The organism is Spirillospora sp. NPDC052242 (assembly GCF_040679555.1).
Lineage (GTDB): Bacteria > Actinomycetota > Actinomycetes > Streptosporangiales > Streptosporangiaceae > Spirillospora.
This window is the reverse complement of record NZ_JBFAUZ010000065.1, coordinates 18489-38376: the sequence shown is the minus strand read 5'-3', so window position 1 is coordinate 38376 and position 19888 is coordinate 18489. Positions and strand designations below refer to the sequence as shown.

20 protein-coding genes are annotated in these 19888 nt (G+C 72.6%); 12 read left to right on the top strand and 8 right to left on the bottom strand.

The annotated features are described in order from the left end of the window. Positions 1 to 347 precede the first annotated feature (347 nt). From AB0L25_RS36760 to bsaP, 7 genes are all read left to right on the top strand, one after another. Positions 348 to 953 (top strand): sigma-70 family RNA polymerase sigma factor, encoded by a 606-nt coding sequence (locus AB0L25_RS36760; RefSeq protein ID WP_026401230.1) that lies wholly within the window; start codon positions 348 to 350, stop codon positions 951 to 953. An 89-nt stretch (positions 954 to 1042) separates the two neighbouring features. Next, a complete protein-coding gene (gene rsrA, locus AB0L25_RS36755; RefSeq protein ID WP_500177706.1) occupies positions 1043 to 1348 on the top strand; it encodes a mycothiol system anti-sigma-R factor in 306 nt (101 codons plus the stop codon). Between the two features lie 71 nt (positions 1349 to 1419). Next, positions 1420 to 2325: an NAD-dependent epimerase/dehydratase family protein gene (locus tag AB0L25_RS36750; RefSeq protein WP_500177721.1), complete on the top strand. Its 906-nt coding sequence runs from the start codon at positions 1420 to 1422 to the stop codon at positions 2323 to 2325. 595 nt (positions 2326 to 2920) lie between these two features. Further along, complete coding sequence (locus AB0L25_RS36745) at positions 2921 to 4267, top strand: HD-GYP domain-containing protein (protein ID WP_500177704.1); 1347 nt, start codon at positions 2921 to 2923, stop codon at positions 4265 to 4267. Positions 4268 to 4289: 22 nt separating this feature from the next. Continuing rightward, positions 4290 to 5639, top strand: a complete 1350-nt coding sequence (locus AB0L25_RS36740; RefSeq protein WP_500177702.1) for an HD-GYP domain-containing protein — start codon at positions 4290 to 4292, stop codon at positions 5637 to 5639. 116 nt (positions 5640 to 5755) lie between these two features. Beyond that, complete coding sequence (locus AB0L25_RS36735) at positions 5756 to 7105, top strand: acetyl-CoA carboxylase biotin carboxylase subunit (protein ID WP_500177700.1); 1350 nt, start codon at positions 5756 to 5758, stop codon at positions 7103 to 7105. A gap of 6 nt (positions 7106 to 7111) precedes the next feature. Beyond that, positions 7112 to 7345, top strand: coding sequence for a biotin synthase auxiliary protein BsaP (gene bsaP / locus AB0L25_RS36730; RefSeq protein ID WP_500177699.1), 234 nt, complete (start codon positions 7112 to 7114; stop codon positions 7343 to 7345). A gap of 12 nt (positions 7346 to 7357) precedes the next feature. Here the strand turns inward: bsaP and AB0L25_RS36725 are convergent, their stop codons facing one another. Beyond that, positions 7358 to 7852: a GNAT family N-acetyltransferase gene (locus AB0L25_RS36725; RefSeq protein WP_500177697.1), complete on the bottom strand. Its 495-nt coding sequence runs from the start codon at positions 7850 to 7852 to the stop codon at positions 7358 to 7360. A 156-nt stretch (positions 7853 to 8008) separates the two neighbouring features. Between AB0L25_RS36725 and AB0L25_RS36720 the strand changes: the two genes are divergently transcribed. From AB0L25_RS36720 to bioB, 3 genes are all read left to right on the top strand, one after another. Beyond that, positions 8009 to 9676, top strand: a complete 1668-nt coding sequence (locus AB0L25_RS36720) for a carotenoid oxygenase family protein (protein WP_500177695.1) — start codon at positions 8009 to 8011, stop codon at positions 9674 to 9676. An 80-nt stretch (positions 9677 to 9756) separates the two neighbouring features. Continuing rightward, positions 9757 to 10488, top strand: a complete 732-nt coding sequence (gene bioD, locus AB0L25_RS36715) for a dethiobiotin synthase (protein WP_500177694.1) — start codon at positions 9757 to 9759, stop codon at positions 10486 to 10488. Further along, on the top strand, positions 10485 to 11480 hold the full coding sequence (bioB, locus tag AB0L25_RS36710; protein WP_500177692.1) for a biotin synthase BioB: 996 nt from the start codon (positions 10485 to 10487) through the stop codon (positions 11478 to 11480). Before bioD ends, bioB begins: the two co-directional genes overlap by 4 nt. A gap of 51 nt (positions 11481 to 11531) precedes the next feature. Here bioB and AB0L25_RS36705 read toward each other — a convergent pair whose 3' ends face one another. The 3 genes from AB0L25_RS36705 to AB0L25_RS36695 all read right to left on the bottom strand — a co-directional run bounded on the left by AB0L25_RS36705 (position 11532) and on the right by AB0L25_RS36695 (position 14303). Further along, positions 11532 to 12185: a Uma2 family endonuclease gene (locus AB0L25_RS36705; RefSeq protein ID WP_500177691.1), complete on the bottom strand. Its 654-nt coding sequence runs from the start codon at positions 12183 to 12185 to the stop codon at positions 11532 to 11534. A gap of 113 nt (positions 12186 to 12298) precedes the next feature. Then, positions 12299 to 13030, bottom strand: a complete 732-nt coding sequence (locus AB0L25_RS36700) for a GntR family transcriptional regulator (RefSeq protein ID WP_500177720.1) — start codon at positions 13028 to 13030, stop codon at positions 12299 to 12301. Between the two features lie 112 nt (positions 13031 to 13142). Next, positions 13143 to 14303, bottom strand: coding sequence for an 8-amino-7-oxononanoate synthase (locus tag AB0L25_RS36695; RefSeq protein ID WP_500177690.1), 1161 nt, complete (start codon positions 14301 to 14303; stop codon positions 13143 to 13145). A gap of 74 nt (positions 14304 to 14377) precedes the next feature. Between AB0L25_RS36695 and AB0L25_RS36690 the strand changes: the two genes are divergently transcribed. Beyond that, positions 14378 to 16057, top strand: coding sequence for a GAF domain-containing sensor histidine kinase (locus AB0L25_RS36690; RefSeq protein WP_500177689.1), 1680 nt, complete (start codon positions 14378 to 14380; stop codon positions 16055 to 16057). 121 nt (positions 16058 to 16178) lie between these two features. Here the strand turns inward: AB0L25_RS36690 and AB0L25_RS36685 are convergent, their stop codons facing one another. Both AB0L25_RS36685 and AB0L25_RS36680 read right to left on the bottom strand, forming a co-directional pair. Further along, complete coding sequence (locus AB0L25_RS36685; protein WP_026401217.1) at positions 16179 to 16439, bottom strand: WhiB family transcriptional regulator; 261 nt, start codon at positions 16437 to 16439, stop codon at positions 16179 to 16181. A 292-nt stretch (positions 16440 to 16731) separates the two neighbouring features. Beyond that, positions 16732 to 17670 carry a diacylglycerol/lipid kinase family protein gene (locus AB0L25_RS36680; RefSeq protein WP_500177688.1) on the bottom strand — a complete coding sequence of 313 codons (939 nt, stop codon included), beginning with the start codon at positions 17668 to 17670 and terminating at the stop codon, positions 16732 to 16734. Between the two features lie 122 nt (positions 17671 to 17792). Between AB0L25_RS36680 and AB0L25_RS36675 the strand changes: the two genes are divergently transcribed. Next, positions 17793 to 18281: a hypothetical protein gene (locus AB0L25_RS36675; protein ID WP_500177687.1), complete on the top strand. Its 489-nt coding sequence runs from the start codon at positions 17793 to 17795 to the stop codon at positions 18279 to 18281. Between the two features lie 36 nt (positions 18282 to 18317). On the opposite strand, the gene AB0L25_RS36670 is transcribed toward AB0L25_RS36675, so the two are convergent. Continuing rightward, positions 18318 to 19130, bottom strand: a complete 813-nt coding sequence (locus AB0L25_RS36670) for an RNA polymerase sigma factor SigF (RefSeq protein WP_192760836.1) — start codon at positions 19128 to 19130, stop codon at positions 18318 to 18320. Then, a complete protein-coding gene (locus AB0L25_RS36665; RefSeq protein WP_500177686.1) occupies positions 19127 to 19555 on the bottom strand; it encodes an ATP-binding protein in 429 nt (142 codons plus the stop codon). The genes AB0L25_RS36670 and AB0L25_RS36665 overlap by 4 nt, the downstream gene beginning before the upstream one ends. Positions 19556 to 19888: the final 333 nt, after the last annotated feature.

Below are 19888 nucleotides of genomic sequence, written 5' to 3'. Positions count from 1 at the left end.
ACCGTTTTGCTCCTGTTCTCGCCATATAAGTCACTTCTTCCCCGTCCGGGCCCGGTCATCACCCTCCGTGCAGGACACTCCGGGAAGGGCCCTCCCCCCGGGCCGCGACCGTGATCGAGATCGCGGGAATCGACGGGGACGTCCCGGCGTTGCACCGTCTCATAAGCGTGAGACGAACGAGTACAGCCGGAGGTGGGGGTTCCATGACCACGGCCGTTGCCGATTACCCGCGCGGTGCCGGGGTATCGCCCCTCGGCAAGGCACCGGCACCCAGGGGCGCGCTCAGGTTGCGCGGCCCGATATCGTCTAGCGGGGACGACACGGCCGGTGTCGCCGCAGTCGAGGGGGTGGGTCAGGTACCGGGCACCACGGAGACCGTGGAGCAGCGCCAGGAGCGCTTCCAGCGCGATGTGCTCCCGTTCTTGGACCAGCTGTACTCCGCCGCGCTGCGCATGACGCGCAACCCGGCGGACGCCGAGGATCTCGTGCAGGAGACGTTCGCCAAGGCGTTCGCGTCCTTCCACCAGTTCAAGGAGGGCACGAACCTCAAGGCGTGGCTCTACCGCATCCTGACCAACACGTTCATCAACTCCTACCGCAAGAAGCAGCGCCAGCCCCAGCAGTCGGCCACCGAGGAGATCGAGGACTGGCAGCTCGCGCGCGCCGAGTCGCACACCTCCAGCGGGCTGAAGTCCGCCGAGGCCGAGGCGCTGGAGCACCTGCCCGACTCCGACGTGAAGCGGGCGCTGCAGGACCTGCCGGAGGAGTTCCGGATCGCCGTCTACCTCGCCGACGTCGAGGGATTCGCCTACAAGGAGATCGCCGAGATCATGGGCACGCCCATCGGCACGGTGATGTCGCGGTTGCACCGGGGCCGGCGCCAGCTGCGCGGCATGCTCGAGGACTACGCTCAGGAGCGCGGTCTCACGCGGGCGAACGGGGGGCGGTCATGACGCGCTCGCCCGTCCGCCGCCGGGAGCGGAGCGACATGCCGAGCACCGCGGGCGGACGCCGCGCGGTGAGCGAGAAGGGTGAGTGAGCCATGAGCTGTGGCGACCACCATGACACCTCCTGCGACGAGGTCCTGGCCCGGGTCTACACCTACCTCGACGGCGAGCTGGACCAGGGCGGCTGCGGCGAGGTCCGTCAGCATCTCGACGAGTGCGGGCCGTGCCTGCGCGAGTACGGCCTCGAGGAGGCCGTGAAGAAGCTGGTGAACAAGTCCTGCGGCTGCGAGCCCGCGCCGGAGGACCTGCGCAGCAAGGTCCTCGGCCGCATCGAGCAGATCTGCGGCGAGATCAAGGCCACCGACTCCGGCGCCGAACGCGCCGAGACCGAAACGGCCTGATCGAACCGCCTGACCGAACCGCCTGACCGGACCCTCCGGGCGCCGCGGGTTATCGTTCTCCCGTGCTCGTAATGGTCACCGGCGCGGCCGGCTTCATCGGTTCCCATCTCGTCGACCGGCTCCTCGCCGACGGCCACGAGGTCGTCGGCGTGGACGATCTGTCGTCCGGCGCGAACGTCCGTCCCGGCGTCGAGTTCTGGGAGCTGGACGTCGCGGACCCGGCGCTCGTCGAGCGGGCCGCCGCGCGGCGGCCCGAGGTCGTCTGCCACCTGGCCGCGCAGGTCAGCGTGCGGGCCAGCGTCGCCGAACCGCTGGGCGACGCCCGGACGAACGTGCTCGGCACCGCGAACGTCCTGGAGGCGGTGCGCGCGGCGGGCGGCCGCAAGATCGTCTTCACCTCCAGCTGCGCCGTGTACGGCGTGCCGGACGCGCTGCCCGTCCCGCCGGACGCCGAACTGCGGCCCGCGTCGCCGTACGCCGCGTCGAAGGTGGCGGGGGAGGTCTACGCGCAGACGTACCGGGCGCTGCACGGCGTCGACTTCACCACGCTCACGCTCGCGAACGTGTACGGGCCGCGGCAGACCCCCGAGGGCGAGGCGGGCGTCGTGTCGATCTTCACGGACGCGCTGCTCGACGGGCGTCCGACGAAGGTGTACGGCGACGGCACGCAGACCCGCGACTACGTGTACGTCCTGGACGTCGTCGACGCGTTCGCCCGCGCGGTGGACGAGCGCGGCGGCGGGCTGCGGCTCAACGTGGGCACCGGGCTGCAGACCACCGACCGCGAGCTGCACACGCTCGTCGCCGCGGCGGCGGGTGCGCCGGACGAGCCCGAGTTCGCGCCCCCCCGGCTCGGCGACCTCCCGGCGATGGCGATCGACCCCGGGCCGACCCAGGGGGCGCTCGGCTGGACGCCCCGGGTGTCGCTGCCCGACGGGCTCGCCGAGACGGTCGCGTGGGCGCGCGAGCGCCGCTGAGGCGCGTTCGTCCGGTGGGTGCGGGGAACGCCGTGTGCGGAAGCGTCCGGGAACCGCCCGTGATGCCGTCTGCGACGCCGAAGGCCGTTGAATGACCGGCCCATCCCTTTCCGGGGCTGTTTCTGGTTGTTTAGTTTACTGTTTGCCTTCTGCACGTGCATTTAGATCGTGCATAAGCTTGGTGCGCATACGTTGCGTGTTTTACGGCCGAGAAATGATCACTATAGGTGACGGTTGGTTCACACTTTGCTCACGATTCCCCGCATGCCTGTGTGACCTGGGCAGTTCGCGTTAGGCTTGTGCCGAATTCAGCGACGGGAGCACGGTGCGCACCCGGGAATTCGGGGTATGTGCTCGCCCGGAGGTCGGGGCCGTCAGAGTCCCGGCCCGCCGGTCGTGCACCGGCGTTCCGGATTTCCGCGGGGGGAGGCAAGGAGTCATGCTGCATCGCGAGATGCCTGTCCGGACGGCCCGGCACTCGAGCGCCACGGCGTCGTCGCTGATGATGCCCAAGGGCGTGTCCTGGGTCTAGTGCCGGCAGGCACGAGCGATCCCGGCGGCGGCCCGCCCATTCGTCATCCCCGAGGGGGCGGCAATGCGTGGACTACCTCTCGCTGCCTGGGCGTACGTGTGCGGTGTGGTCGTCCTCGCGGCCGGCCTCATCGCGACGTCGTCCTTCGCGGAGCTGGACTGGAAGAAGCTGGCCGTCCTGGCCGTGCTCTTCCTCGTGTGCGACTCCGCACCGGCCCGACTGAACGTCGAGCGCGCGCGCGTCTCGATGAGCTTCGCCGCCAGCCTCGCGTCGGTGGTCCTGCTCGGCCCCGCCGGCGCGGCGCTGCTCGGCTGCTGCGCCGTCGTCACCGGCCAGCGGATCCTCGCCCCGGAGAAGCGGCTGTTCAACGGCGCGCAGTTCGCGCTCAGCGGCTTCATCGCCGGAACCGTCTTCGTACTGCTCGGCGGTGACCGCTTCCGCCCCGAGCAGGCCCGCTGGGTCGAGAACGTCATCGGCCCGTTCCTCGGCGCGCTCGTCGCGTTCGTCCTGGTGAACCTCGCGCTCACCGCCGGGGTGCTGCTGCTCAGCCGCCAGGCGGCGCCCCGCGAGCTGATCCGCGACAGCGGCCAGCTCGCCGTCGGGTGCCTCGCCTACGGCATGTTCGGCCTGCTCATCGCCGGGCTGTGGCCGCGGGTCGGGCCGCTCGCCGCCGTCCTGGTCCTGCTGCCGCTGTTCATCGCCCGCTGGGCGATGGAGCAGGCGCACGACCAGCACCAGGCGCACGCCGCCACCCTCGCGTCGCTCTGCCAGGCCGTCGAGACGAAGGACTACTACACCCGCGGCCACTCCGAACGCGTCTCCCGCGGCTCCGTGATGATCGCCAAGGAGATCGGGATGCGGCCCGACCGGGTCGAGGCCATCCGCTACGCGGGGATGCTGCACGACGTCGGCAAGCTCGGCGTCCCCACCAAGGTCCTGCAGAAGAACGGCTCGCTCACCGCCGAGGAGTTCGCCGCGATCCAGCTCCACCCGATGCGCGGGCTGGAGATCGTCCGCGAGATCGGCTTCCTGGACGAGGCCCTCGCCGGGATCATGCACCACCACGAGAAGATGAACGGACGCGGCTACCCGATGGGCCTCGTCGGCGACGAGATCCCCGAGTTCGCCCGCGTGATCTCCGTCGCGGACGCCTTCGACTCCATGACCTCCACCCGGTCCTACCGCGCCGCCCGCAGCGTCGAGGAGGGCGTCGAGGAACTGCGGCGCGGGATGGGCGACCACTTCGACCCCGTCATGGTCGAGGCGTTCCTGCGCGCCCTCGACCGGGAGGGCTGGGAGCCGCCCGCGCCGATGACGCCGCCCGACGACGACGTCGCCGAGACCACCCGGCAGGACCACGACGACCCGAGCACGCCGCTGCGCGTCGCCGGGGACGAAGTGCGCAAGTGACCGACCCGGCGGGAAAGCAAGCGTGACCAGCACCCAGATCCGCGCCCGCGAACGGGCCGCGTGGCAGTCCATCGACTCCGGCCAGCTCCTGCTCATCGCCACGGCCGGGCTGTTCGTCGTCGTCGCGATCACCCAGGTCGCCGCCGTCGGGCTCGTCCAGCCCGACCTCGCGGTCATCTTCGGCGTCCTCATCGCGCTCGGCGAACTGTTCCGCATGGTGATGCCCGGCAACCGGGAGATGGCCCCCATCGCCACCGCCGGCGCCATCGGCTACGCGCTGCTCATCGGCGCCGGGCCCGAGGGCGCCCCGGCGGACGCGCCGCTCGGCGTCGTCCCCGCCGTCCACTCGCCGCTGCAGGTCGTGGCCGTCACCGCCGTCGGCATGCTCATCGGCTCGCTGCCGCACATCGCCGTCGGCCGCACCCCCCGCCCGGACGCGATGGCGCGGCGGCTGTTCACCGTCTCGATCGTCGCGCTGTGCTTCCGTCCGCTCCTCGACCTCGACCTCGCCTGGTACCTGCTGCTCGCCACGATGGGCCTGATCGTCATCGCGTCCTGCTTCACCGACGTGGTGGTCGCCGCGCTGATCCGCGCCGAGGCCGTCCGCACCCGGTTCGGCATCGCGCTGCGCGACGAGATCGGCGCGAAGATGGCGCTGTGCGCGGCGACCAGCGCCACCGCCATGCTCATCGCCGTCTCCACCACCGCGATGGGGCAGGCCGCGCTGCTGATCTTCACGGTGCCGATCCTCGTCACCCAGTTCGCGTTCCGCCGGTACGCGGGCGTCCGCGCCACCTACCTGCAGACCGTCCGCGCCCTGTCGCGCGTCACCGAGGTCGGCGGCTACGTCGAGACCGGCCACTCCCGCCGGGTCGCCGCGTTCGCCGTCGCGATGGGCCGCGAACTCGGCATGGCCGAGGCCGAACTCCTCGAACTGGAGTACGCGGCGCTCATGCACGACATCGGGCAGCTGTCCCTCGGCGACCCGATCCCCGGCGGCGCCACCGTCCTCGCGTCCCCCGCCGAGCAGCGCCGCATCGCCGAACTCGGCGCCGAGGTCATCAAGGAGACCGGCGTCCTCGACCGCGTCGCGCACATCGTCCGGCTCTCCTCGCACCCCTACCGGACGGGACGTCCCGCGGACGACGCGTCCGACGCGGGCGACGGCGACGCCGACCGTCCCGTCGCGCCGCCCCTCGCCAGCCGCATCATCAAGGTCGCCAACGCCTACGACGACCTCGTCGGCGAGTCCCCCGACCGCGACCGCGGCGCGGCCGTCCTGGAACGACTGCGGCTCGACTCCGCCGCCGAGTACGATCCGACGGTCGTCGAGGCGCTCAGCCGTGTCGTGGACCGCCGCACCCGGCCGTGATCGACAAAACTACGGTCAGGTATTTGTCACCCGCGCGGTCGGCGGAGCACCGCCGCGGCCGCTAGTGTCGGCCGGGGCGGGCCGCCCGGTCCGCCGTCCCCCGAAGGAGTCCGCAGGTGTTCGAGTCCGTGCTCGTGGCGAACCGGGGAGAGATCGCCAGCCGGATCATCCACACCGCACGCGCGATGGGCCTCAAGGCCATCGCGGTGTACTCGCAGGCCGACGCCGACCTGCCGTTCGTGTCCGAGGCCGACGAGGCGATCCTCATCGGCCCCGCCGAAGCGGCGCGCAGCTACCTCAACGCCCCGGCGATCATCGAGGCGGCGCGGCGGACGAACGCGCAGGCCGTCCACCCCGGCTACGGGTTCCTCGCGGAGAACGCCGACTTCGCCCGGCAGGTCGCCGCCCGCGACCTCGTCTGGGTCGGCGCGCCGCCGCTCGCCATCGCCCGGCTCGGCGACAAGATCAACGCCCGGAACCTGGTGAAGGAGGCGGGCGTCCCGGTCGTGCCCGGCGTGTGGGAGCCGGTCCCGGACGCCGACACCGCCGTCGAGGAGGCCGAGCGCATCGGCTACCCCGTCATGGTCAAGCCCGCCGCGGGCGGCAACGGCATCGGGATGAGCGCCGCGCACGACGAGGCGGGTCTGCGGCGCGCCTACGAGACCGCCCGCGCCCGCGGCGAGCGCATCTTCGGCCGCGCCGACATCCTCCTCGAACGCTTCGTGCCGCACGCCCGGCACGTCGACGTGCAGATCCTCGGCCTGCCGGACGGGACGGTCGTCGCGCTCGGCGACCGCGACTGCTCCGTGCAGCGCCGCCACCAGAAGCTCGTCGAGGAGTCGCCGTCGCCCGGCGTCTCCCCGGAACTCCGCGAGCGCATGCTGGCCGCCGCCGTCCGGGCCGGCGAGGCCGTCGGCTACCGCGGCGCGGGCACCGTCGAGTTCCTCGTCGACCCCGCCGCGCAGGAGTGCCACTTCCTGGAGATGAGCGCCCGCCTGCAGGTCGAGCACCCCGTCACCGAGCTCGTCACCGGGGTCGACCTCGTCGAGGCGCAGTTCCTGATCGCCGCCGGCGAGCCCGTCCCGGACGCCTTCATGGGGCCCCGCGGCCACGCCATCGAGTTCCGCGTCTACGCCGAGGACCCCGAACGCTTCCTGCCCGCGCCCGGCCGCATCAAGGTGTGGGAGGAGCCCGTCGGCGACGGCATCCGCATCGACGCCGGGTACGCCGAGGGCAACAAGGTCACCCCCCACTACGACCCGCTGCTGGCCAAGCTGTGCGTGCACGGCGACGACCGCGCGCACGCGCTGAGCCGCGCGCGGGCCGCCGTGGACGCGTTCCGCATCGAGGGGCTCCCGACGAACCTGCCGTTCCACGCGGAGCTGCTCCGCCGTCCCGAGTTCGCGGACGGCTCCTACGACACGGGACTGGTCGGGCGCATGCGCACCGACCCGGCGGTACGGTAGCCCACCGTGGAGACGTACTGCGACCGCTGCGGCGAGCCCGCCGACCGGGGCGACCACGCGGCGTGCCGCGCCGCACGGCGGATGGAGCCGCCCCGCTACTGCGCGCGCTGCCGCCGCCGGATGATCGTGCAGGTCACCCCGCTGGGCTGGACGGCGCGCTGCTCCCGGCACGGCGATCTGGCCAGTGACGCCCCGGGCTCCGAAGCCGGCCCCGGAGAGGACGCCGCCGCGCACGCCTGACGGGCCGTTCCGTCACCAGGTCAGGGCGTAGGTGAGGAGGCGCAGGCCGGGGACGGGCGACCAGTCGCGGTCGGGGGTGCGGGCGAAGCCCATCCGTTCGTAGAGGCGGTGCGCGTCGACCATGTTCGGCTGCGTCGACAGCCGCAGGCCGCGCAGCCCGGCGGTGCGCGCGCGGTCCACGCAGGCCGTCACCAGCGCGCGTCCCGCGCCCGCGCCGCGCGCCCTCGCCAGGACCGCCAGCATGCGGAACTCGGCCTCGTCCGGCGCGGCCAGCTCGGCGTACGGGCTGCCGGGCGGGCAGTACGCGACGGCGCCCGCGACCTCGCCGCCGACGTCGGCGACCAGCAGCTCGGTCTTGGCGGCGCGGTCGGCGGCGTCGGCCAGCGTCGCCACGTAGGACGAGTCCGGCGACACCAGCCCGCTGCGCACGTACACCTCGACGGTCAGCGCGCCGATCAGGTCGTACTCGTCCGGGCGGGCCGTCCGGACGATCGCGGGTTCGGGCACCGATGCACCTCCGGGTCCGGTTCGCGCCCCGCCGGGACGGACGGGGCGGAGCCCAGATTAGCCGCGCACCGGGACGTCCCGGACATAGTCGTTAGAGGGTTGACGACGCCCGCCTTCCCGAGGTTGATTGGCGGGAGCCGACCCCCTGGAGGCGTCATGCCGATACCGCGTTCGATCCTCGGCGAGGACCACCCCGACATGGACCTGGAGGTGATCGCGGGAGCCTGGCCGGACGACGTGCACGGGCACTTCGTCGTCAGCGCCTCCGACCAGCGCAGCCACCCCCTGCACGCGTTCTTCGGCGACGGGATCATGGCGCGGCTCCCGCTGCGGCCCGGACCGGACGGACGGTTCCCGTGGCGGGCCCGCGTGCTCGACACCCCGTCCGTCCGGCTGAAGCGGGCGCGTCCCGACCTGTTCACCGCCGGGCCCGTCGGCACGAGCTCGCCGTGGGGATTCGTCAACTGCGCCAACACCGCCCCGCTGCCGTGGGGCGACCGCCTGTTCGCGACGTGGGACGCCGGACGGCCCGTCGAGATCGACCCGGTCACGCTCGCGTTCGTCGCCGAGGTGGGGCACCGCGACGACTGGAAGCCCGCGATGGACCAGGCCGTGCTGCCGCTGATCTCGACGACCGCGCATCCCGTCGTCGACCCCGACCGCGGCTGCATGTGGAACGTCAGCCGCGACGTTCTCACCGGCACCGTCTCGGTGATCCGCTACGACGGGACGGGCGCGCGGGTGCACCGCTGGGACGTCGAGAACGCGACGCTGCCGCAGGCCACGCACACCATCACGCAGACGCGCGACTGGCTCGTCCTCGCCGACACCGCCTTCAAGATCGACGCCGACGAGATCTTCGGCGGGGACCGGACGGTCGCCAACAACCCCGACGGGCCGCTCCTGCTCATCCGCAAGGACGACCTCGCCCCCGGCAGGTCCACGGTGGCCTGCAAGGAGTTCCGGATCGCGCCCGAGGTGAACCACTTCTACGCGCGCTACGACGACTCCGACGGCGTCCAGATCGTCATGGAGAACACCCCGGGCGTGGACATCGGGATGTACCTGCGCGAGGACGACCTCGACGTGCACGGTCGTCCCATCGACCCCGCCCTGCGCGGGATGTACTGCCACGGCATGACCCCGGCGTTCACGACCATCATGCAGTTCGACCCGGAGAGCGGCCAGGTGCGCGAACGCGCGCGCGCCCAGAACCCGTCCCGCTGGTGGCAGGCCGAACTGTCCGCCATCGACTGGAGCCTCGAAGGGCAGACCGACCCGACGCGGCACCATCTCATCTACATCGGGTTCCATCCCGAGGCCGTCAACCAGCGGGCCCTCCGCAACTACGAGGGCCGCGTCGACACCGCGCTGTTCCCCGCCGAGGAGACCCCGGCCGTCCTCGTCACCCACGACCGCGACGACCTCAAGCCCCTCGCCGAGTGGACGTTCGCCCTCGACGACTACCCGACGTCGCCCGCGTTCGTCCCGCGCGGCGCCGCCCCGGCGGGCGGCACCCGGTACGCCGGGGCGTCCCCGGGCGGCCACGACGGCCACCTCGTCGTCGCCGTGCACAACGACGACCGGTTCCGCGTCGAGCTGTTCGACGCCGCCGACGTGGGCCGCGGGCCCGTCGCCGTCCTCGCGCCCCCGCACGGCACGACCGTCCCGTTCCTGATCCACTCCGCGTGGATGCCCGAGGCCTGCCCGGCCCCGGACGTCGAGCGCCTGTCCTTCGCCGCCGACCTGGACGCGCGCCTCGACCAGCTCGACCCCGAACTGCGGGCCGTCACCCGGGAGGTCGCCGAAGCCCTCGGGGGCTGAGCCGATTACAAACCGCCCCGCCGAATCCTGTGGGATTCGGCGACGGACCGGGCGCCGGGGCCCGCGCTAGTGTGCCGGGCGTGAGCGTGCTCGTGATCACCGGGACCTGTACCGGCGTGGGGAAGACCGTCGTGACGGCCGCGCTGGCCGCCGTCGCCGCCGCGCGCGGCACGTCGGTCGCGGTCGTCAAACCCGGCCAGACCGGCGTCGGCCCCGGCGAACCGGGCGATCTGGACGACGTCCGCCGGCTCGCCGGCATCGAGGACGTGCACGAGTTCGCGCGCTTCCCCGACCCGCTGTCGCCGGCCGCCGCCGCCCGGGTCGCCGGGACGCCGCCGGTGCGGCTGCCCGAGGTCGCCGAACGCGTCCGGGCCCTGTCGGACGACCGCCGCCTCGTGCTCGTCGAGGGCGCGGGCGGCCTGCTCGTCCGCTACGACGAGGAGGGCGGCACGATCGCCGACCTCGCCCGCTGGCTGGGCGCGGCGGTCGTCGTCGTCACCCGCCCGGACCTCGGCACCCTCAACCACACGGCGCTGACGCTGGAGGCGATGGCGCACCGCGGCGTGCAGCTCGCGGGCGTCGTCATCGGCGCCTGGCCGGACGAGCCGGACCTCGCGCAGCGCAGCAACATCCGCGACCTGGAGACCATCGCCGCCCGTCCCCTCGCGGGCGCGCTGCCCGCCGGCGCGGGCGCCCTGGACGCCCCCGAGTTCCTCGTCGCCGCGCACCGCGGCCTGGCCCCCGCGTTCGGCGGCGCCTTCGACCCTGGTACCTTCCGCGACAGCTACGGACTCGACAAGGAGAACACGTGAGCGACATTTTGGAGACTGCTCGGCGGCAGGTGCTTGAAGAGGGGAAGGGCCTCACGGCCGACCAGGTCCTGGAGTGCCTGACCCTGCCGGACGACCGTCTCGAGGAGTTGCTCGCGCTCGCCCACGAGGTCCGGATGCGCTGGTGCGGCCCGGAGGTCGAGGTCGAGGGCATCGTGTCGCTGAAGACCGGCGGCTGCCCCGAGGACTGCCACTTCTGCTCCCAGTCCGGCCAGTTCGAGTCGCCGGTCCGCTCGGTGTGGCTGAACATCCCCGAGCTGGTCGAGGCCGCGAAGGAGACCGCGAAGACCGGCGCCACCGAGTTCTGCATCGTCGCGGCCGTCCGCGGCCCGGACGAGCGCCTCATGTCGCAGGTGCGCGACGGCATCAAGGCCATCAACGACGCCGTCGAGATCAACATCGCGTGCTCGCTCGGGATGCTCACCCAGGAGCAGGTCGACGAGCTGACCGCGATGGGCGTCCACCGCTACAACCACAACCTGGAGACCGCCCGCTCGCACTTCCCGAACGTCGTCACCACCCACTCGTGGGAGGAGCGCTGGGAGACCCTGCGCATGGTGAAGGACGCCGGCATGGAGGTCTGCTGCGGCGGCATCGTCGGGATGGGCGAGACCGTCGAGCAGCGCGCCGAGTTCGCCGGGCAGCTCGCCGAACTGGAGCCCGACGAGGTCCCGCTGAACTTCCTCGCGCCCCGCCCCGGCACCCCGTTCTCCGACCTGCCGCTCGTCGAGGGCCCGGACGCGCTCCGCACCATCGCCGCGTTCCGGCTCGCCCTGCCCCGGACGATCCTGCGCTACGCGGGCGGCCGCGAACTCACCCTCGGCGACCTCGGCACCCGCGAGGGCATGCTCGGCGGCATCAACGCGATCATCGTCGGCAACTACCTCACGACCCTGGGCCGCCCCGCCGAGAAGGACCTCGACCTGCTCACCGACCTCCAGATGCCCATCAAGGCCCTCAGCAAGACCCTCTAGGGCGCCCTCCGGTCACCGTCGTGGCCGTGGTGGACGCCCAGGAGGGCACGCTCACTTCCTCCAGGGCCTCCACTCGGTGGTCTCGATGTCGACGCCGAACGGATCGGGGAGGTGGATCGTCTCGCCGAACTCCCAGGACTCCTGGTGCAGGTAGGCGCCGGTGGCCTGGTCGGGGATGGAGTACAACGTCGTCCTTGGCATCTTGGGGGAGCGATCCACCAGGAGGTAGTAGGGGATCTCGGCGATGGCGTAGGCGCACCATTTCCGGTCGGCCCGCCGTTCGGACGGCCGCCGGTCGGTCACGGCGTTGCTCGGTGAGGTGACTTCCACGACCAGTTCGACCTGGTCGGGCACGAGCCTGAGGACTTCGTCCCGCCGGGCCGCCTCGTACACCTTTGCTTCCAGGATCACCAGATCCGGGATGTAACCCTCCCCGATGCAGACGAGGGACATGCCGGATCCCTGGTTGGTGCGCCAGGGGAAGTCCGGGTCGGTCACGCGCGCGCGCACCACGGCGACGGTGATGTCGTCGACGATGGTGTTGTGCGGGAACGACGGCGGGGGCGACACGACGACCTGTCCTCCGATGACCTCGATCCGTGACCCTTCGGGGGCGTCGACGAAGTCATCGAGCTCGCCGCGCAGCCAGAGGTTGTAAGGCGTGTCGGGCAGCTCCGACACGCGCACTTCCGGCTGGATGCTCACCTGGTGCCGCCTCTCCCTCACGATCCGACTCCCGTCATCGTAGGGAACACATGTTCGGAGTGTATGCGAAACGTCGCGCTCCGTGCGGGTCCCGGGAAGGGGGTGAGGGGAGGTCAGTGGCGGCGGAGGCGGGTGATGAACTTGTAGCGGTCGCCGCGGTAGAGGGACTGGGCCCACTCGACCGGCTGGCCCGTCGTGTCGAAGGCGTGCCGGGACAGCAGGAGCATCGGCAGGCCGACGTCGACGCCGAGGAGCTGGGCGTCGTGCGGGGTGGCGAGGACGGTCTCGATCGTCTCCTCGGCCTCGGTGAGGTGGACGTCGTAGGCGGTCGCGAGCGTCTCGTACAGCGAGTGGTGGCGGGACAGCTCGCGGCGGAGGCCGGGGAAGCGGCGCGCGGGCAGGTGCGAGGTGTCGATCGACATCGGCTCGCCGTCGGCGAGGCGGAGCCGGTGGACGCGCAGGACGCGGCCGCCGGGGCGGATGCCGAGGAGGGTGGCGAGGTGCTCGTCGGCGCTGACGTACCCGGCCTCGAGGATGCGGGTCTCGGGGCGCAGGCCGTGGTGCCGCATGTCGGAGGTGTAGCTGACGAGCTGCAGCTCCTGGGACACCTTCGGCTTGGCGACGAACGTGCCCTTGCCCTGGATGCGCTGCAGGCGGCCCTCGACGACGAGTTCGGCGAGGGCCTGCCGGACGGTCGTGCGGGACGTCTCGTACTTCTCCGCGAGGGCCCGTTCGGGGGGCAGCGGGCTGCCGGGCGGGAGCGACTGGATCAGCTCGACCAGCAGCTCTTTCAGCTTGTAGTACTTCGGGATGCGGGGTGCGTGGCTCGAGTGGTGCCTACCGATGTCGCTCAACGTGGCCCGATCGAATCCGTGCTCGAATCCGCCCCCGTGCCGGGGCCCGCCCCTGACCTCCGTCACGGCATCTCCTCACGTTCATCATCGGTTCTCCCCGATGTTATGCGTGAAGACTACGGCCGGTAGCGCGCGCGATCTCCGCCAGGGCGCTCCCGAGGTTTGTGAGGTCGGCCTCGTCCACTGTGGCACGGGCGGTCAGCCGCAGGCACGCGCGTCCCTTCGGTACCGAGGGCGGGCGGAAGCAGCCGACGCGGACGCCGTGGTCAGCACAGATCTCCGCGCCGCGGAGCGCGGCGTGCGGCTCGCCCAGGTAGACGGGGACGACGGCCGCGGCGGGCGGCGCGGTCTCGAGGCCGGAACCGGCCGCGAGCGCGGTCATCCGGCGGGCGACGGCGCGGGCGCGGGCGGGCAGGCCGGGGTCGGACTCCAGGACGTCGAGGGCCGCGAGGGCGGCGCCGACGGCGGGCGGGTTCAGGCCCGTGTCGAAGATGAACGAGCGGGCCGTGTCGACCAGCGCGTCGACGACCTCGGGGGCGCCGAGGACCGCGCCGCCCTGGGACGCCAGGGACTTCGACAGCGTGAGCGTGAGGACGACGTCGGGTTCGCCCGCGAGGCCGGCGGCGTGCGCGGCGCCGCGGCCGCCCGCGCCGACGACGCCGAGGGCGTGCGCCTCGTCGACCACGAGGAGGGCGCCGTGCGACCGGACGAGCGCGTGCAGCTCGGCGAGCGGCGCGAGGTCGCCGTCGACGGAGAAGACGGCGTCGGTGACGACGATCGCGTGGTCCTCGTCGCGGTCGGCGAGGGCCTCGGCGACGGCGGCGGTGTCGCGGTGCGGGACGATCGCGACGCGGGACCGCGACAGCCGGCACGCGTCGACGATCGACGCGTGGTTCGTCTGGTCGGACACGACGAGGACGTCGGGGCCGGAGAGCGCGGTGACGGCGCCGAGGTTGGCGAGGAACCCGGAGGAGAACACGAGCCCGGCGGCGGCGCCGGTGAACGCGGCGAGCCGCCGGTCGAGCTCGGTGTGCAGCTCGGTGGTGCCGGTGACCAGGCGGGACCCGGTGGAGCAGGTTCCGAAGGCGCGGGCCGCGGCGGCGGCGCCGGCGGCGAGGCGGGGGTCGCCGGACAGCCCGAGGTAGTCGTTGGACGCCAGGTCGATCAGGTCGCGGGTGCGGGGCCGGAGCGTGCGGCGCAGTCCCGCCGCGTCCCGCCGCGCGGCCGCGTCCCGGAGCCTGGCGAGGGGATCTGCGGGGATCATGCGGGCATCCTGCCAGGTGCCCGCGGACGGGGGACGCGCGGGCCGCGCCAAAGGCGATGGGCGATGATGGTCGTGTGCCTACCTTGACCGATCTGGTCCGCGATCACACCGACCTGACCGAGACGGACGTGGAGTGGCTGCACGCCCTCGTGTCGGACTGGCAGCTGCTCGCCGACCTGTCGTTCGCCGACCTGCTGCTGTGGGTGCCGCTGCGGATCGGGGACGCGCCGCCCGCGGACGCGCGCGGCCGGGCCCTCGACACCGGCGCGGCCGTCCCCGGGTGGGTGGCGATCGCGCAGATGCGGCCGACGACCGGCCCCACCGCGTACCCGGAGGACCTGGTCGGGAAGGTGGTCCGGACGGGACGCCGGAAGCTGATCGACGTCGCGTGGCGGGAGCGCCGGATCGTCCGGGAGGGCGACCCGGAGTGGGGGAGCGGCATCCCGGTGCGGGAGGAGTCGATCCCGGTGCGGCGCGGCGCGAAGATCCTCGGGGTGATCCAGCGGAGCACGAACCTGAGTTCGGCGCGGACGCCGAGCCGGCTGGAGCTGACGTACCTGCAGTCCGCCAGCGACCTCGCGAAAATGATCTCCGAGGGGCGGTTCCCGGTGCCGGGGGAGGAGCCGAACCTGGTGCGCTCGCCGCGCGTCGGGGACGGGCTGATGCGGCTGGACCGGTCGGGGCGCGTCACGTACGCGAGCCCGAACGCGCAGTCGGCGTACCGGCGGCTCGGCTACCCGGCGGACCTGGTGGGCGAGAACCTCGGGGAGATCACCGCGGAGTTGTGCGACACCGGGGAGCCGCTGGAGGAGGCGCTGAGCGTGCTGCTCAGCGGCCGGGCGCCGCGCGAGGTGGAGGTGGAGGCGCACGGCCCGATCATGCAGCTGCGGACGATCCCGCTGGTCGTCGGCGGCACCCGGATCGGCGCGATCGTCCTGTGCCGGGACGTCACCGAGCTGCGGTGGCGGGACCGGGAGCTGATGACGAAGGACGCGACCATCCGGGAGATCCACCACCGGGTGAAGAACAACCTGCAGACGGTCGCGGCGCTGCTGCGGCTGCAGGCGCGGCGGCTGCGGATCCCGGAGGGGCGGGCGGCGCTGGACGAGGCGGTGCGGCGGGTCGGGTCGATCGCGATCGTGCACGAGACGCTGTCGCTCACCCCGGACGAGCTGATCGACTTCGACGACATCGCCGACCGGGTCATCACGATGGCGGGGGAGGTGTCGACGCCGGAGACCAAGGTCACGCCGAAGCGGACCGGGAACTTCGGGGTGCTGCCCGCGGAGATCGCGACGCCGCTCGCGATGGCGCTGACGGAGCTGCTGCAGAACGCCTTGGAGCACGGGCTCGCGAACCGGTTCGGGACGCTCGAGGTCGTCGCGCACCGGACGGGCGGCGGCCGCGACGGCGCCGCCGACGAGCCGTCCGACCTGCGGCGCAGGGCGGCGCGGCAGCCGGTGTGGGGGGAGCTGTCGGCGGCGGGCGAGCCGGAGCCGCGGCCGGACCGCCCGGACGGCCGGGACGCGGCGGGCGAGCGGCGCCTCGTCGTCGTGGTCGCGGACGACGGGGTGGGGCTGCCCGCGGACTTCGACGTGGAGAGCAGCAACAGCCTCGGGCTGCAGATCGTCCGGACGCTGATCGTGGGGGAGCTGGGCGGGAACCTGGACTTCCGGCGGCGGGAGGGCGGCGGCACGGAGGTCGTCGTGGACGTCCCGCTGGACCCCGACCACCGGGGCGGCCCGCCCCGGTGACCGTCCCGGCACGGCGAAATGCCCGCGACCTCGGGGTCACGGGCATTTCGGTGGTCTCGCGGCGCTGGTTCGGCTCTCCGGCCGGGCGGGCTCGGAGGCGGCGCCGTGTCGTGGACGGCGGTTACAGGCCGGCGTTCGCGCGGGTGCGGGCACGGGCGGCGCGGCGCTTGAGGGCGCGGCGCTCGTCCTCGCCCATCCCGCCCCAGACGCCCGAGTCCTGCCCGGACTCCAGCGCCCAGCGCAGGCAGGCGTCGGTGACGTCACAGCGCCGGCATACCTGCTTGGCCTCTTCGATCTGCAGGATCGCGGGCCCGGTGTTGCCGATCGGGAAGAACAGCTCGGGGTCCACGTCACGGCAGGCTGCGCGGTGGCGCCAGTCCATGCGGTCCACTCCTTCGTCAGGTGGTGGAGACACTCCACTCAATTGTGAACGGTTTCACATGTCGCGAACGCCCGGGGCGGCGGTGGCCGGGTCCAGGGGTGGTTGTTCGACGGCGCCGTGCGCAGGCGGTCGGCGTCATCGGGACCCCTGGTCGGGCGCACTTTGAGCGTGTCAGGGGCCTACTGGCAGGCGCAAGACCTTTGAGAAAGGATTCTCAAAGTATGGGTGTCGCATGTGTCACATCAGTGGGTCGATCGTGTTACTTGGATCTCAACACAACGACCGGGGCGCCTCATATGACGATCCTGATCGCCTTCGGGACCGAACGGAACGTCACACTGCGGTGCTCGCCGAGGTAGTCGCCGTCCAACTGAAAGGCGACGGGACGCTCCGCGCGCACCGTGACCTCCGCCGCGTCGTGCACGTTGACGACGTCCCGTCCCTGCACAGGACGGGTGCGGGCGAGCAGCATCCCCGCCACGGCCGCCAGCGTCGGCCCCACCCGCAGCGTCCGGATGCCGAACACGTCGAGGCCCCGCGCGAAGTGCGCGAGCGGACTCGGATTCACCGGAAGGCGGCCGACGAAAGTCCATGGCGACGTATTGGAGATGAACGCCAGGAACAGGCCCGATTTCGGCGGGCGCCCCGGCTGTTCCAAGGTGAGCGACGGCCGGCGCCGATCCGTGCCCGCGAAGAAATGACGAACGGCCGTTCGAACATAGAGCGACGGATCGGCCTTCCGCCCCGTTCCGCGATGCCGCTCGACCTCCCGGACGACCTCCGCGTCCAGCCCGACGCCCGCGCAGAACGTGAAGTACCGCTCGGGGCCGTCGCCCGGCCGCGCGACGCCCAGCCCGACCGTCCGGTAGCGGCCCGCCCGCAGCGCCTCCAGCACCACGCGGGTCGCGCTGATCGGGTCGTCGGGCAGCCCGAGCGCCCGCGCGAACACGTTCGCGCTCCCGCACGGCAGCACCGCCAGCGCGGGCGGCTCGGCGACGCCCGCCGACAGCAGGCCGTTCGCGGCCTCGTTGACCGTTCCGTCCCCGCCGACCGCGATCACCACGTCGTAACCGTCCGTGGCGGCGTTCCGGGCCAGTTCGACGGCATGCCCGCGGTGCCCCGTCTCGGCGATGACGAGGTCGAGGTCGCCGGCGCAGGCCCGGACCAGCAGTTCGCGGGCCCGCCGGGAGGTGGAGGTCGCCTTGGGGTTGGCGATGAGCATGGCGCGCACGGCGCCAGGTTACCGAGAGTCGCACCGGACGTTCCCCCGGAGTTCGCCCGGACGGCCGCCGCGCGTTCGTCCGGGCGGCGACCCGGGAGAGCCCACCGGGCCGGGCCGAGTAGGGTTTCGTTGTGTCCAAGCGTCTGAGCGCCGCCCGCCCCAAGACCGTGTACGCCGCCGCCGGCCTCGAAGCCGCGGAGGGCGCCGCCGCCGTCGTGTACGGCGCGTACGTCGGCGTGGAGACCGCCATCGGCGAACCCGTCGACCCGGTCAGCGCGATCGGTGTGACCGTCCTCGCCCTCGCCGGCGGGATCGGGATGCTCGCCTGCGCCCGGGGGCTGCTGCGCGCCGACCAGTGGAGCCGCGCCCCCGCCGTCCTCACCCAGCTGTTCGCGCTGCCGGTGGCGTGGTCGCTGTGGCAGGCCGAGCAGTACGCCATCGGCGTCCCGCTCGGCGTCGTCGCCGTCCTCGCCCTGATCGCCGTGCTCAGCCCGCCCAGCACCGCCTGGCTCGTCACCGACCACGACGAGGACGACGACGGCGATGACTCGGACGGCGGCGACTCGGACGGCGGCACGGACGCGGAGAAGCCCGCGGGGAAGTCGTCCGGCGGAAAGTAACGGGCCCGGCGGCCGAAGCCACCGGGCCCGCACGGGTCACTCGTCCGCGGTCAGGCCCTCGCGGAGCTGCGCCAGCGTCCGCGCCAGCAGCCGCGACACGTGCATCTGCGAGATGCCCAGCTCGGCCGCGATCTGCGACTGCGTCATGTTGCCGAAGAACCGCAGCAGCAGGATCTTCTTCTCCCGCGCGGGCAGCTTCTCCAGCAGCGGCTTGAGGGACTCCCGGTACTCGACGCCCTCCAGCGACTCGTCCACCATGCCGAGCGAGTCCGCCACCGCGGGCGCGTCCTCGTCACCGGAGTCGGGCGCGTCCAGGGACACGGTGGAGTAGGCGTTCGCCGACTCCAGGCCCTCCAGCACCTCCTCCTCGCTCATCTGCAGGTGGGCGGCCAGCTCGCTGACCGTCGGCGCGCGGCCCTCCCGCTGCGCCAGGTCGCTGATCGCCTTGGTGAGCGACAGCTTCAGCTCCTGCAGCCGGCGCGGCACCCGCACCGCCCAGCCCTTGTCGCGGAAGTGCCGCTTGATCTCGCCGACGATCGTCGGCGTCGCGTAGGTGGAGAACTCCACGCCGCGCTCCAGGTCGAACCGGTCGATCGACTTGATCAACCCGATCGTGGCGACCTGGATCAGGTCGTCCAGCCACTCGCCGCGGTTCCGGAACCGCCGCGCGAGGTACTCCACCAGGGGCAGGTGCAGCTCCACGAGCTGGTCGCGGATGCGCTGGCGCTCCGGGTCGCCCTCCGGCAGCTCGGCGAGGCGCTCGAACAGGGCGCGCGCCCGCGCGCGGTCCGGGACCGCGCTGTCGGACCGCTCGTTGTCCTCGCCCGCCAGGGTCGTCTTCTCCGTCACTGGGCCACACCCGCACCGCGCCGCTTCTGCAGCGTCACGGTGACCCGGTCGTCGGAGCCCGCCCGGGCGTCCACCTCGCCGGCCAGCGACGAGAGGACCGTCCACGCGAACGTGTCACGGCTGGGCTCCCGGCCGTCCACGGTCAGCACCGACACGGAGATGCGCATCGCCTCCCCGGTCAGCTCGAACTCGCACGACAGGTCCGTCCCGGGGACGGCCTGGGCCAGCAGCATCGCGCAGGCCTCGTCGACCGCGATGCGCAGGTCCTCGATTTCGTCCAGCGTGAAGTCCAGCCGCGCGGCGAGCCCCGCGGTGGCGGTCCGCAGGACGGACAGGTACGCGCTCGCGGCGGGCAACTTCACCGTCACCACGTCGCGGACGGACAACTTCGTACTGGCCGGCATTGCAGCGGTTTCCTCGGTCACGTCACTCCCTCGCAGGATGGTCCCGCTGTCATCGAAACTACCGCCTGCGAAGCACTCCGCGAGACTCCAACGCGCGTGTTTTCCTGCGCCACCCTCGGCGTCAGGCCGCGAGGCGGCCTTCCTTCAACGGGCGGCGCGTGCGATCGCTGCTGTGTTCATGGCGTCGCCTGCGGCTCCGGGCGCTGGGCGCCCTGCGCCTCCGGCACCGCGTGCGATTGCTGCATCGCTCCGACTCGCCCCAGGGGGCTCGCTGCGCGATCAGGTTCTCGCTCCGCTCGAACCTGGCTTCGCTCGCAATCGCAGTGGTTCCGGTCCGCTCTGGCTGGCGTGATG